The organism is Cupriavidus sp. HE11 (assembly GCF_056097175.1).
The window spans coordinates 678,819-691,686 of the sequence record NZ_CP184465.1 but is presented as its reverse complement, the minus strand read 5'-3'; the positions used below and the strand labels follow the sequence as shown (position 1 = coordinate 691,686).

The 12,868-nt window shown below is 66.5% G+C and carries 11 protein-coding genes; 3 read left to right on the top strand and 8 right to left on the bottom strand.

Annotated elements, in window-relative coordinates; genetic code table 11:
* Positions 1-73: 73 nt before the first annotated feature.
* A complete protein-coding gene (locus ACOABP_RS20555) occupies positions 74-1,273 on the top strand; it encodes an MFS transporter (RefSeq protein ID WP_474229898.1) in 1,200 nt (399 codons plus the stop codon).
* A 10-nt stretch (positions 1,274-1,283) separates the two neighbouring features.
* Here the strand turns inward: ACOABP_RS20555 and ACOABP_RS20550 are convergent, their stop codons facing one another.
* The 7 genes from ACOABP_RS20550 to urtA form a co-directional block, all read right to left on the bottom strand.
* On the bottom strand, positions 1,284-1,598 hold the full coding sequence (locus ACOABP_RS20550) for an FmdB family zinc ribbon protein (RefSeq protein ID WP_066737176.1): 315 nt from the start codon (positions 1,596-1,598) through the stop codon (positions 1,284-1,286).
* A gap of 28 nt (positions 1,599-1,626) precedes the next feature.
* The gene (gene fmdA, locus ACOABP_RS20545) at positions 1,627-2,859 is read right to left on the bottom strand and encodes a formamidase (RefSeq protein WP_066737178.1); all 1,233 of its coding nucleotides are present in this window, start codon (positions 2,857-2,859) and stop codon (positions 1,627-1,629) included.
* 69 nt (positions 2,860-2,928) lie between these two features.
* Entirely contained in the window at positions 2,929-3,618 is a 690-nt protein-coding gene (gene urtE / locus ACOABP_RS20540) for an urea ABC transporter ATP-binding subunit UrtE (RefSeq protein ID WP_066736293.1), read from the bottom strand.
* Between the two features lie 33 nt (positions 3,619-3,651).
* Positions 3,652-4,395 (bottom strand): urea ABC transporter ATP-binding protein UrtD, encoded by a 744-nt coding sequence (urtD, locus tag ACOABP_RS20535; RefSeq protein WP_474229895.1) that lies wholly within the window; start codon positions 4,393-4,395, stop codon positions 3,652-3,654.
* A 12-nt stretch (positions 4,396-4,407) separates the two neighbouring features.
* Positions 4,408-5,547, bottom strand: coding sequence for an urea ABC transporter permease subunit UrtC (gene urtC / locus ACOABP_RS20530; RefSeq protein WP_474230466.1), 1,140 nt, complete (start codon positions 5,545-5,547; stop codon positions 4,408-4,410).
* Positions 5,548-5,578: 31 nt separating this feature from the next.
* Positions 5,579-6,493, bottom strand: a complete 915-nt coding sequence (urtB, locus tag ACOABP_RS20525; protein ID WP_474229893.1) for an urea ABC transporter permease subunit UrtB — start codon at positions 6,491-6,493, stop codon at positions 5,579-5,581.
* Between the two features lie 22 nt (positions 6,494-6,515).
* The gene (gene urtA, locus ACOABP_RS20520) at positions 6,516-7,811 is read right to left on the bottom strand and encodes an urea ABC transporter substrate-binding protein (protein ID WP_474229891.1); all 1,296 of its coding nucleotides are present in this window, start codon (positions 7,809-7,811) and stop codon (positions 6,516-6,518) included.
* 178 nt (positions 7,812-7,989) lie between these two features.
* Between urtA and ACOABP_RS20515 the strand changes: the two genes are divergently transcribed.
* Together ACOABP_RS20515 and ACOABP_RS20510 are read left to right on the top strand one after the other, a co-directional pair.
* Positions 7,990-11,343 carry a hybrid sensor histidine kinase/response regulator gene (locus ACOABP_RS20515; protein WP_474229890.1) on the top strand — a complete coding sequence of 1,118 codons (3,354 nt, stop codon included), beginning with the start codon at positions 7,990-7,992 and terminating at the stop codon, positions 11,341-11,343.
* Positions 11,327-12,271: a response regulator gene (locus ACOABP_RS20510; protein WP_474229888.1), complete on the top strand. Its 945-nt coding sequence runs from the start codon at positions 11,327-11,329 to the stop codon at positions 12,269-12,271. Before ACOABP_RS20515 ends, ACOABP_RS20510 begins: the two co-directional genes overlap by 17 nt.
* Before the next feature lie 73 nt (positions 12,272-12,344).
* On the opposite strand, the gene ACOABP_RS20505 is transcribed toward ACOABP_RS20510, so the two are convergent.
* Positions 12,345-12,653, bottom strand: coding sequence for an XRE family transcriptional regulator (locus ACOABP_RS20505; protein WP_474229886.1), 309 nt, complete (start codon positions 12,651-12,653; stop codon positions 12,345-12,347).
* Positions 12,654-12,868: the final 215 nt, after the last annotated feature.

Here is a 12,868-nt window from a genome sequence, read left to right as displayed (position 1 = left end):
CCGCTTCCTATGCTTGCTGTGGACAGGGCGCCGGCATCGTGCAGCGCCCGCGACATAGGGCAGGGTGGCCGTCATGCGCGCATTGATCCTCTGTGCCGTGCAGTTCCTGCTGGCGCTGACGTGGACACTCTACGTCTCATTCCTGCCGCAACTGGCCGCGCAGGCGGGCTTGCCGCGCGCGCAGGTGGCCTGGATCCTGATGATGGACCAGGTGATCTTTGTCGTCACCGATCTTGCGCTTGGCGTGATGGCCGACCGCGTTGCCGATGCCATGCGCCGGCTGGGCGGCTGGGTGCTTGCCGTATCGGTGGTGTCGGCGCTGGCCTTCGTGCTGCTGCCCCGGGCGGTGTCACCGGCCTGGCTTGTGGCGCTGACCGCGCTATGGGCAGCCACCTCGTCGGCATTGCGCGCGCCACCGATGGTCATGATCGCGCGCCGGCTGCATGGCAGCACGCCGTCGTTCCTGGTGGCCTGTTCGCTGCTGGGCGTGGGGCTTGCCGGCGCCCTGGCCCCGATCCTGACCGCGCGGCTGCGCGACGCTTCGCCGGTGCTGCCGTTTATCGCGGCCAGCGTGGCGCTGGTGGTTGCGGTGATGGCCTTGCGATGGATGGAGCCCACCGCCGCACCGGGCCATACCGGTGCGGCCGAACCGGCCCCTTCATCGGGCCACCGGCCACGCTGGACGCACGCATGGCTGCTGTTTCCCGCCTTCGGCCTGCTCGCGCTCGGTTTTCAGATCCATACCGCCGTCAACTCCGCGCCGGCCTACCTGCGCTACGTGTCGCCCGCGCAGCTCGTGCAGGTGACCCCCGCCTTCTGGATCGGCTTCGCGCTATGCGTGTTGTTGCCCGAACTGGCCGCACTGCGCCGCTATCCCGCTCGTTTGCTGTTGCTCCTGGCTGCCGCATGCGGCGCGCTGGCGCTGTTCGGGTTTGCGGCCGCCGGTTCGCTGAAGGTCGTGCTTGTTGCGCAATGCCTGGTGGGAGGGCTCTGGGGCGTGCTGTTTGGCGCGATGCTTCGTGCCGCGCTGGACGCCGGCCATGTCGGCCATGAAGGGGCGTTCACGGGATTGGTATTTGCCGTCGCGGCGATTGCCGCGTTCATCCGTATCGCGACGGTTTCTTCGGGCGCCAGCAAGGCGGCGCCTTTGGCGGGCTGGCTGCCGTGGATGCCCGCCGTGGCGTGGAGCATGGCCGCCTTGTTGCTGGCGGCGCTGGTGCTGACGAGCGCGGCGCCGGGCCGCTGGGATGCCCGTTCGCTGGCAGGGCGGTGATGGCGCGTTGTCAGTGACTGATCATCCAGGGGCGGCCGCCCGGCTGCTTGACGGCGTTGGGCGGGCTGGCGAGCTTGACCGGCCCGCAGCAACCGCACCCCGCGCCGTGCGACCGGCTTTCTTTCGGCGCTGCCGCGCTGCGCTCGTTGGTCGCATGCGCGGCCAGCGTCGCCGCGCCAAGGCTGCCCAGCGCCGGGGCCGCCACCAGCGCGCGGCCGGCGGCGGTGCCGCAGCCGGGGCAGGCCGCCGGTTCGTCACGCCGGGCGATCGGACGCATCACGGTGAACATGCCACAGTCATGGCAGCGATAGTCGTAGGTGGGCATGGCGGCTCCGGCGGCGGGGTGGGCAGGCTCAGATCAGGTCCGGCGACAGCGGCAAGTCCACGCCGCCCTGGATCATCCGGGTGGGCCCGCTCGCGCTGGGACGGATGTCGAAGTCGAAGATCTGCGTTGGCAGCCACAGCGTGGCGCAGGCATTGGGCACATCCACCACGCCGCTGATATGCCCCTGCACGGGCGCCGTTCCGAGGATCGAATAGGCCTGCGCGCGCGAGTACCCGAACTTCGTCAGGTACTCGATGGCATTCAGGCAGGCCTGACGATAGGCAACGTTGACGTCCAGGTAGTGCTGCTTGCCCGATTCATCGACCGAGATGCCTTCGAAGATCAGGTAGTCGTTGTAGCTGGGCGTAATGGGGCTGGGCTTGAAAATCGGATTGCGAACGCCGTACTTGGCCATGCCGTCCTTGATCAGCGTGACGCGCATATGGACCCAGCCGGCCATCTCGATGGCGCCGCAGAACGTGATTTCGCCATCGCCCTGCGAGAAATGCAGGTCGCCGACGGACAGGCCGGCACCATCGACATAGACCGGGAAGTAGACCTTGGCGCCGCGCGACAGGTCCTTGATGTCGCAGTTGCCGCCGTGCTCGCGCGGTGGCACGGTGCGGGCGCCCGTGGCTGCGGCCTGGTTGCGGGCATCGCCCTGGAGCCGGCCCATGTGCGCGGTGGCGGCAAACGGCGGATTGGCAAGCGCGGGAACACGGTTGGGGTCGGTGGCCAGCAGGTCGGCCTCGCGCTGGTTCCATGTGTCAAGCATGGCCGGGTCCGGCAGGCAGCCGATCAGCCCCGGGTGGATCAGCCCCGCGAAGTTCACGCCCGGAATATGGCGCGACGACGTGAACATGCCGTGGAAGTCCCAGATCGACTTCTGGGCCTGCGGGAAATGATCGGTCAGGAAGCCGCCGCCATTCTGCTTCGAGAAGAAGCCGTTGAAGCCCCACTGGCTGTCGGCCTTGGCGCCGATGTCGAGCAGGTCCACCACCAGCAGGTCGCCCGGTTCGGCGCCTTCGACGCCAACCGGGCCGGACAGGAAGTGGACGATGGACAGGTCGATGTCGCGCACATCGTCGGCGGAATCGTTGTTCTTGATAAAGCCGCCGGTCCAGTCGTAGGTTTCCAGAATGAAGTCGTCGCCCGGCTTGACCCAGCAGGCCATGGGAATGTCGGGGTGCCAGCGGTTATGGACATCGGGATTCTCGTACGGCGATTGGGCCAGATCGACCTTGATCAGGGTATCGGTCATGCGCTTGCCTCCTGGGTGCGTGCAGGGATGGATGAAGGGATGGACGAAGGGTTGGAAACTGGGGGCGGACTAGACGGACAGGTACTCGCGGATGTGCGCCACATCGGTGCCATTGCGCTGGGTCTCGTGGACAAAGCGTCCGCCCTCGATGACGAACAGGCGGTCTGCCACATCCAGCGCAAAGCTCAGCACCTGCTCGGAAAATACGATGGTGATGTCGCGGGTGCGCCGGATCTCGTTGAGCGCGCGCGCGATGTCCTTGATGATCGACGGCTGGATACCTTCGGTGGGCTCGTCGAGCAGCAGTACCTTCGGGTTGGACACCAGCGCGCGGGCAATTGCCAGTTGCTGCTGCTGTCCGCCGGACAGGTTGCCGCCCTTGCGGCGCCGCATGTCGAACAGCACCGGGAACATGGCAAAGATCTCGTCGGGAATGCGGCGGGTGCTGCCCTGTTCCATGCCGGTCAGGATGTTCTCCTCGACCGTCAGGTGCGAGAAGATCATGCGCCCCTGCGGTACATAGCCGATGCCGGCGCGCACGCGACGATAGCTTTCGTCGCGCGAGACGTCGTGCCCGTTCACGCACACCTGGCCGGCGCGCAGCGGCAGCATGCCGATCATGGCCTTGAACAGCGTGGTCTTGCCCATGCCGTTGCGGCCCATGATGGCGACGGTCTCGCCCTGTGCTGCCGCGAACGACACGCCGTGCAGCGCCTCGCTCTGGCCGTAGTTCACCACCACGTTATCGACGGTCAGCATGCGGATGTTCTCCTTCTCCGGTGGCTTGCGGGCCTAGTGGCCCAGGTAGACGTCGATGACGCGCGGGTCGTTCTGCACCTGCGTCATCGATCCTTCGGCCAGGATCCTGCCCTGGTGCATCACGGTGACCTTGTCCGCGATCTGCTGCACGAAATCCATGTCGTGCTCGATCACGATCACCGCGCGGCCCTTGCTGATGCGCTTGAGCAGCTCGGCGGTCAGCTCGCGCTCGCGCACGCTCATGCCGGCGATCGGCTCGTCCAGCATCAGCAACTGCGGCTCCTGCATCAGCAGCATGCCGATCTCCAGCCATTGCTTCTGCCCGTGCGACAACTGCGCGGCCTCGCGCTCCAGCGCGTCGGCCAGGCCGATTTCCGCGGCCACATCGGCCACGCGCTGGCGCACATCGTCGGTCGTGCGGAAGGCCAGGGCGCCGAATACGCCGCGTCCGCGCGGAAAGGACACCGCCAGGTTCTGGAACACGGTCAGGTTCTCGTAGATCGAGGGCGTCTGGAACTTTCGGCCCACGCCGGCGCGCACGATCGCGTACTCCGACAGCCCGGTCATCTCGCGATTCGCGAACTTGATGCTGCCGCTGCTGGCGCGGGTCTTGCCGCACACCAGGTCCAGCAGCGTGGTCTTGCCAGCGCCGTTCGGGCCGATGATGACGCGCAGTTCGTCGCGGTCCACATACAGCGTGAGGTTGTCGATGGCCTTGAAGCCGTCGAACGACACGGACAGGTCTTCCACCGCCAGCATGAAATCGGTATTGCTCATGATCGCTCCCGCTCAGGCCGTGGTGGCCGGCATGCCCTCGGCAGGCTCGGTCGGTTCGCCGGTGCGCCGCCGGCGGCTCACATACTTGCGGTAGAGCCCGGCCAGGCCATCGGGGAACGCCACCACCACGCCGATGAACAGCGCAGCCATCAGGAATAGCCAGAGGTCCGGAAAACTCTCCGAGAAATAGGTCTTGCCGGCATTGACGAGCAGCGTGCCCCAGACGGCACCCACCAGGCTCATGCGTCCGCCTACCGCCGCGAAAATCACCATTTCGATGGAAGGCACGATGCCGACGAACGACGGCGACATGAAGCCCACCTGCAGCGTGAACATGGCGCCACCGATGGCCGCCAGCGCGGCGGCCAGGCAGAACACGAAGACCTTGAACATCGAGACGTCGTAGCCAGAGAACCGCACGCGGTCTTCCTTGTCGCGCATGGCCAGCAGCAGTACGCCGAGCTTGGTGTGCTGGATCCAGCGGCATAGCAGCATCATGGCGAAGAGCAGGGCGACGTTGGCGAAATACAGGACCAGTTTCGCGCTATCGGTGCGGATGTCCCAGCCGAGCATCGTCTTGAGATCGGTGATGCCGTTGACGCCGCCGGTGTAGCCTTGCTGACCGATGATCAGCACCGACAGGATCAGCGCCACGGCCTGCGTGATGATGGCGAAGTACACGCCGCCGACGCGGCGCCGGAACATGGCGAAGCTGACCACGAAGGCGAGCAGCACGGGCACCGCGATCACGCCCACCAGCGCGAACGGCAGATGCCGGAACGGCTCCCACCACCAGGGCAGTGCCGTGAGCTGGTTCCAGTCCATGAAGTCAGGAATGCCCGGGGTGGACTGGATGGCCGTGCTCCTGGCGTCCGATGCCTCCAGCTTCAGGAACATCGCCATGGCATAGCCGCCGAGGCCGAAGAACACGCCCTGGCCCAGGCTCAGCACACCGCCGTAGCCCCACAGCATGACCAGGCCCACGGCTACGAATGCATAGCTCAGGTACTTGCCGACCAGGTTCAGGCGAAATACGTCGAGCGCCAGCGGCAGGACCACGACCAGGACCAGCGCCAGCAGCGCGTAGCCGATCCATTCGCCGCTGAAGGCGCGTAGCCGTTGCCGCAGCGGCAGCGATTTGGTGGGAGACATCATCCAACTCCGTGAGCAGATAGGTTCTGGGTCAGCGCCGTACGGCCGGGGCGAACAGGCCCTGCGGGCGAATCATCAGGATCGACACGATCAGCAGCAGCGTCAGCACGCGCGCCATCGACCCCGTCATGAAGAACTCGGTGATCGATTGCGTCTGGGCAATACCGAAGGCCGAGGCCACCGTGCCGGCCAGGCTGGCCGCGCCGCCAAACGTCACCACCAGGAAGGAATCGACGATGTAGAGCGCGCCGCTGGTGGGTCCGGTGGAGCCGATCGTCGTGAACGCCGCGCCCGCCACGCCGGCAATGCCGCAGCCGATGGCGAACGTCAGGCGGTCGGTGCGTTTCGTGTTGATGCCGGCGGCGTTTGCCATGGCCCGGTTGGCCGTGGTGGCGCGCACGCGCAGGCCCCAGCGGGAGCGGTACAGCGCCAGCCACACCAGGCCCGTCACGCCCAGGGTCAGTGCCATCACGAACAGGCCGTTGATCGGGATATCGAGCCCTGGCGCGGGGGCCCACGAGCCCATCAGCCAGTCGGGCAGCGTCGGGCTGACCTCCTTGGGGCCGAAGGTCGAACGGAACATCTGCTGCATGCCCAGCGACAGGCCCCAGGTAGCCAGCAGGGTATCGAGCGGGCGCTTGTACAGGTGCCGGATCAGCGCCCATTCGGCCAGCCAGCCTGCCGCGAAGGCAATGCAGAAGGCCGCGCAGATCGCCACCGGGAAGTACCAGGCCATCCACGAAGGCGCCAGCCGTTCCACGGTGGTCGACGCCAGGTAGATGGTGTAGGCGCCGATGGTCATGAACTCGCCATGGGCCATGTTGATGACGCCCATCTGCCCGAAGATGATGGCCAGGCCCAGCGCCATCAGCAGCAGCACCGAGAACAGGCTCAGGCCCGCAAAGCCCTGCATCAGGCCGATGTTCAGCATGTCGGAGAGATTCATGACCGTGCTCCCGCGTTGGCGTTTACTGGTAACCCTTGGGGAACGGGTTCGGCGGAATCAGCTGCGGCGATTCGGCCACCACCTTGAACTGGCCATCCAGCTGCGCCAGGCCCACGCGGGTCTTGCTCCAGAGGTGGTGGTTCGGATCGACCTTCACATACCCTTCGGGTGCGCTCTTCAGTTCGATGCCCGGAGACGCCGCCACCACCTTGTCGATATCGAAGCTGCCGGCCTTTTCCACCGCGGCCTTCCACAGCCAAGGGCCCAGGTAGGCGGCCTGCGTGACATCGCCAATCACGGACTTGGCGCCGAACTTTGCCTTGAAGGCGTCCACGAACTGCTTGTTGTTGGGGTTGTCCAGCGACTGGAAGTACTTCATCGCGGCATAGAAGCCGGCAATGTTCTCGCCGCCGATGCCCAGCACCTCGTCCTCGGTCACGGAAATGGTCAGCAGGAACTGCTTGTCCGCCGTGATGCCCGCCGCCTTGAACTGCTTGTAGAAGGCCACGTTCGAACCACCCACGACGATGGCGTAGATGCAGTCGGGCTTGGCTACCTTGATCTTGTTGATCAACGAATTGAAGTTGGTGTGGCCCAGCGGGTAATACTCCTCGCCCACCACCTTGAGCTTCTGGAAGTTCTCGATGTGCTTGCGCGCGATCTTGTTCGACGTACGTGGCCAGATGTAATCCGAACCGATCAGGAAGAAGCTCTTGGCGTTCTTCTGCTTGGCGGCCCAGTCCAGACCCCAGATGATCTGCTGCGTGGCTTCCTGGCCGGTGTAGATCACGTTCTTCGACTGCTCCAGCCCTTCATAGAAGGTGGGGTAGTACAGCAGGCCGTTTTCCTTTTCGAAGACCGGCAGCACGGCCTTGCGCGAGGCCGACGTCCAGCAGCCGAACACGGCCGCGACGCGGTCGTTGACGAGCAGCTTCTTCGACTTCTCGGCGAACGTGGGCCAGTCCGAGGCGCCGTCTTCCTTGATGACCTTGATCTTGCGCCCCAGGATGCCGCCGGCCGCGTTGATCTGGTCGATGGCCAGTTGCTCGGCCTGGATCGAACCGGTCTCCGAGATCGCCATGGTGCCCGTGGCCGAGTGGAGCTGGCCGACCGTGACTTCGGTGTCGGTCACTGCCAGTTTTGTCGTGTTGATGGCCGACGTGGGCAGGTTGGCGCCGTGTGCCTGGGCCGCCATGCCGGCCAGCGGCAACGCGGGCAGGGCGGCCAGCCCTTGCATCAGCCGGCGCCGGTTCAGCGATACCGCACGATCTTCGGACGATACCGCCGGAGACGACCCGTTTTCGTTCTTGTCACGCATGTTCAACGCTCCTGGGAGGCAAGTTGGGGGTGGATGCTGCGTTGGGCGGATCATGCGGGGGGCATGCGCACGGCGGAATACGTCATTCAACGTACAGCCGTGGCTGCCATGCGGCGGCGGCAGGCACGGCACGCCTCTTGCATTCGCAAGGCGGTTCGACCTTGCCCGCATCCACAATATGTCGAGTGCCACCCAGCCCGTGCAGCGCATCAGCAAGATCCGGCGCGATTACAACCGCTGGGTTGCCGACGAGACGCTCGAGGACTACGCCCTGCGCTATGCACCACGGTCGTTCCGAAAATGGAGCGCGTTCCGGGTCGCCAATACCGCTTTTGGTGCAGTGGCCTTCCTGGCGCTGGAGGCGATCGGGGCGGCCATCACGCTCAGCTACGGCTTCACCAATGCGATGTGGGCGATTGGCGTGGTCAGCCTGGTCATCTTCCTGACCGGCCTGCCGATCTCCTACCATGCGGCGCGCGACGGCCTGGACATGGACCTGCTTGCGCGGGGCGCCGGGTTCGGCTACCTGGGATCGACCATCACGTCGCTGATCTACGCCAGCTTTACGTTCATCTTCTTTGCGCTCGAAGCGGCCATCATGGCGCAGGCGTTCGAGTTGCTGTTCGGCATGCCGCGATGGATTGGCTACCTGCTGTCGTCGATCATCGTCATCCCGCTGGTCACGCATGGCGTCACGCTGCTGTCGCGCATCCAGTTGTGGACGCAGCCGCTCTGGCTGGTGTTGCTGGCGCTGCCCTACGCGCTGATCCTGTGGCGCGAGCCGCAGCACTACACAGCGTTCCTGTCGCTGAACGGCCGGCTGGCCGATGGCGATGGGTTTTCCTGGCACGCGTTCGGGGCCGCGGCTACCGTGGCCGCGGCGCTGATTGGCCAGATTGCCGAGCAGGTCGACTTCCTGCGTTTCATGCCGCCGCTGACGCGGACCAATCGCGTTCGCTGGTGGACGGCGCTGATCGCCGCCGGGCCAGGCTGGATCGTGCTGGGTGCCGCCAAGATGGTGGGCGGCGCCTTCCTGGCATTCATCGTGTTGCAGGCGGAGCTGCCGATCGCCCATGCGCTGGAGCCCACGCAGATGTACCTGGCCGGCTTTGCGCGCGGACTTGGCGATGGGTGGCCGACGTGGGCGCCGGTGGTGCTGACCGGGCTGCTGGTGCTGGTATCGCAGACCAAGATCAACATCACCAATGCGTACGCCGGGTCGCTGGCCTGGTCCAATGTGTTCGCGCGGCTCACGCACAGCCACCCGGGACGCGTGGTCTGGCTGGCATTCAATGTGCTGATTGCCGTGATGCTGATGGCGATGGGGGTGTTCGAAGCGATGGAGCAGGTGCTGGCCCTCTACGCGCACCTGGCCGTAGCGTGGGTGGGCGCGATCTTCGGCGACCTGGTCATCAGCAAGCCATTGGGGCTCTCGCCGCGCCATGTCGAATTCCGACGCGCCTACCTGTTCGATATCAATCCCGCCGGCTTCGGCAGCATGGCGCTGGCCTCGGCGCTGTCGCTGCTGATGCATCTGGGCGTCTTCGGCGAAGCGCTGCGGCCCGCATCGATCGGCGTATCGCTGGCGCTGGCGACGGTATTGCCGCCGCTGATCGCGCTGGTGACGCAGAGCCGCTATTTCATGGCGCGCACGCCGGTGGACTTTGGCGCCCGGCATGCGGTGATCCGTTGCACCATCTGCCGCAATCCGTTCGAACGCGAGGACATGGCCGGCTGCCCCGCATATCGAGGACCGATCTGTTCGCTGTGCTGCACGCTCGATGCGCGCTGCGGAGACCGCTGCAAGCCGGGCGCCAGCGCGCCGGAGCAGATTGCCACCGCGCTTGCCCGGGTGCTGCCGGCGGGCACCCCGCCGGTGGCCGCGCGGCGCATCGGCCAGTTCGTGCTGATGCTGGCCGGCATGGTGTTCGCGTTTGGCACGCTGCTCTGGCTGCTCTATACGCAGGAGCGTCTATCGGGCGTGCTGGCACCGGCCGGGGCGCCCGGCGGCGCGTTGTTCCTGAAGATCGGCGCGGGGCTGACGCTGTTCTCGGCCGTGGCGGCATGGTGGCTGGTGCTCGTCAACGAAAGCCGCACGGTGGCGCAGGAAGAGTCCGAACGCCAGAACGTGCTGCTGCAAAAGGAAATCGACGCGCACCGCCAGACCGATGCGCTGCTGCAGCACGCCAAGGATGTGGCGGAGAAGGCCAACGTCGCCAAGAGCCGCTTTATCACCGGCATGAGCCACGAGATGCGCGCCGGCCTGAATTCGATTCTCGGTTACTCGCAGTTGCTGCTGCGCGCGTCGGCGCTGCCAATTGCCTGCCGCGAGGACGTGCGCACGATCGGGCGCGCCGGCGAGCACCTGTCGAGCCTGGTGGACGGCTTGCTTGAGCTGTCGCGCATCGAGGCCGGCAAGCTGCGGCTCGAACAGGAAGCCGTGTCGCTGGAATCCCTGTTCGACGATCTGGTCCGGATGTTCCGGCCCCTGGCCGCGGCGCGCGGGCTGGCCTTCCACTATCGCGTGACGGGCCGGCTGCCGCTGCACGTGCATGGCGATTCCAAGCGGCTGCGGCAGATTGTCATCAACCTGGTCAGCAACGCGATCAAGTTCACCGATCATGGTTCCGTCACGCTGACCGTACGGCATCAGCGCGAGCTTGCCACGATCAGCGTGAGCGATACCGGCCCCGGTATTCCCGCCGAAGACCAGGCGCGCATCTTCGATCCGTTCGAGCGCGTCACGCCGCACGACGACCGCGAAGGCATCGGTCTGGGGCTGGCCATCGTCCGGCTGCTGGCAGAACTGATGGGCGGCGACATCGTGGTGCGCAGCGCGCCCGGCGAAGGCAGCGAATTTCTGGTGCGGCTCTATCTGCCGGCGGTCTCGGCCGTGGTTGCACCGCGCAAGACAGTGCCGGCCAGGCCGCTGCCGGCCGATGCGCGCGTGCTGATCGTCGACGACAGGGCGGCGCATCGGGCTGTGCTGCGCGGCTTCCTGGCGCCGCTCGACCTGGCCGTGCACGAGGTGGGCGAGGGCGCGCAGGTGGTGCCCGAGCTGCGTGACTGGCGGCCGCAACTGGTGCTGCTGGACCTGAACCTGCCCGATGCCTCGGGCTGGGACCTGTGTCGCCAGATCCGCAACGAGCAGCCAGCGCCGCAGGTGGTGATCGTGTCCGCCAATGCGCATGAGAACACCGAGGAGGCCCGCCAGTTGCACGGCTACCTCGGCTTTGTCAGCAAGCCCGTGCGCGAGGCGGAACTGATCGATATGGTTCATCGGGCGCTGTCGCTGGCGCCTGCCCCGCAGCCACCGCAGCAACCGGCGCAGCCCGACGACGAGACGTTGCGCGAGCTGCTGGCGATGGGTGCGACCGGCCGACTGCGCGCTGCCGAAGCACAATTGTCGGAACTGGCGCAGGGCGGCGGCGCCGTTGCGGCCTGGGCGCGCCAGATGCTGGTGCTGGCACAAACCGACGCTGCGGCCCTGACCGCTTCACTTGGCGAGGCGCTTCATGCAACCCGATCCTGATACCCGGCGCCTGTCTGGCGCCATCGAGACACGTGTGCTGGTGGTGGACGACAGCGCCGACGCACGTGGCATGCTGACCCGTGCCCTGGGCGACGAGGCCATGCTCGTGCATGCGGCATCGAGCGGCAACGCCGCGCTCGATGCGCTGGCGTACTTCGCGCCCGATGCCGTGCTGCTCGATGTCGACATGCCCGGCATGGACGGCTTTGCCACCTGCGAGGCGCTGATGGACCGCCACGCCGACCTGCCCGTCATCTTCATGACCGGGCTGGGAGACACCGGGCATGTCGTGCGCGGCTTCGAAGTGGGAGCCTGCGACTACGTGACCAAGCCCGTGGTCATTGCCGAGGTGGTTGCACGTGTGCGGTCCCATGCCAGCAAGGCGCGCCTGGCGCGCAGTGCCCGCGAGGCGGTGCTGGGCAGCACGGTGCCAATGTTTGCGGCCGGAGCCGATGGCCGCTGGCTGTGGAGCAATGCCAGCGCGACGCAGGTGTGGCTCGACCGGGGCTGGCCGGCGCCAGTGGCGGGCGGTGCCTTGCCGCAAGGGCTGCACGCTGCGCTGCAGCGGCTGCGGCTTGCGGCGCATGTCACGCTGGATACCATGTCGCTGCGCCGCCTGACCGGCGAGGCGGCGGACTGGATGGTGGTCGAGATCGGCGCGTCCCCGTTGCCGGGGCAAGGGGGCGATACCGGTACCGATGCCGATGCCCCGGGTGTCGGCGGGGCCGTGCCGGCGCTCACCGCGCGCGAGGCCGAAGTCATGGCCTGGGTGGCGCGCGGCAAGACCAACCGCGATGTCGCGGAAATCCTGGGCATGAGCCCGCGTACGGTCAACAAGCACCTGGAACACATCTACGAAAAGCTTGGCGTGGAAACGCGAACGGCCGCCGTGGCCGCAGCGCAGCGGCGCAACAGCGCAACGGCGTAGCCGGCCAGGGGGTGTCGGGCGCATGCGCCCGGATCGGGCCGCCTACGGGTCTGCCTGTCTGGTACGGGCTTGCCTATTGGCATGGACCCGTCTGTCGGCATGGGCTCGCCGGCCGGCCGGCCCTGCCGCGCAGCCTGCCCACGCGGTCACGCCATTGGCATAGCTCGTCCAGCCGAAAGTGCTGGAACTTGCCGGCCAGGATCATCGCCAGATCCGACTGCGGCAGGCGCAGCAGCGCGGCGGCGTCGGCCAGCGTGACGCGGGCCGCCCGCAGCCCACGTTCCATCTCCATCACGATCGCGGCCTTGCGCGGAATGTCTTCGGCGTCGGCAAAGCCGAGACGGGCGTAGACGTTGTCCGGTCCATAGACAAAGCTGAACATGGCGCTTCCTGCCTGGTACTGCCGTATGCGGCGACGCTGCGAACTATAGGCGGCACCAGCCCGGAAATCGCCAGCGGAAACATGTCGCCGTGTTACGCCGTATTGCAGCATGTGACAGCGCCATTGCCATGTGTGGCGCGGGTCTCGTGCCCGGCCTCCCCCACTTCGGAAGGGCTCGAATTCCGTTCAGTTGACCCGACAACGCACCGTTAGCC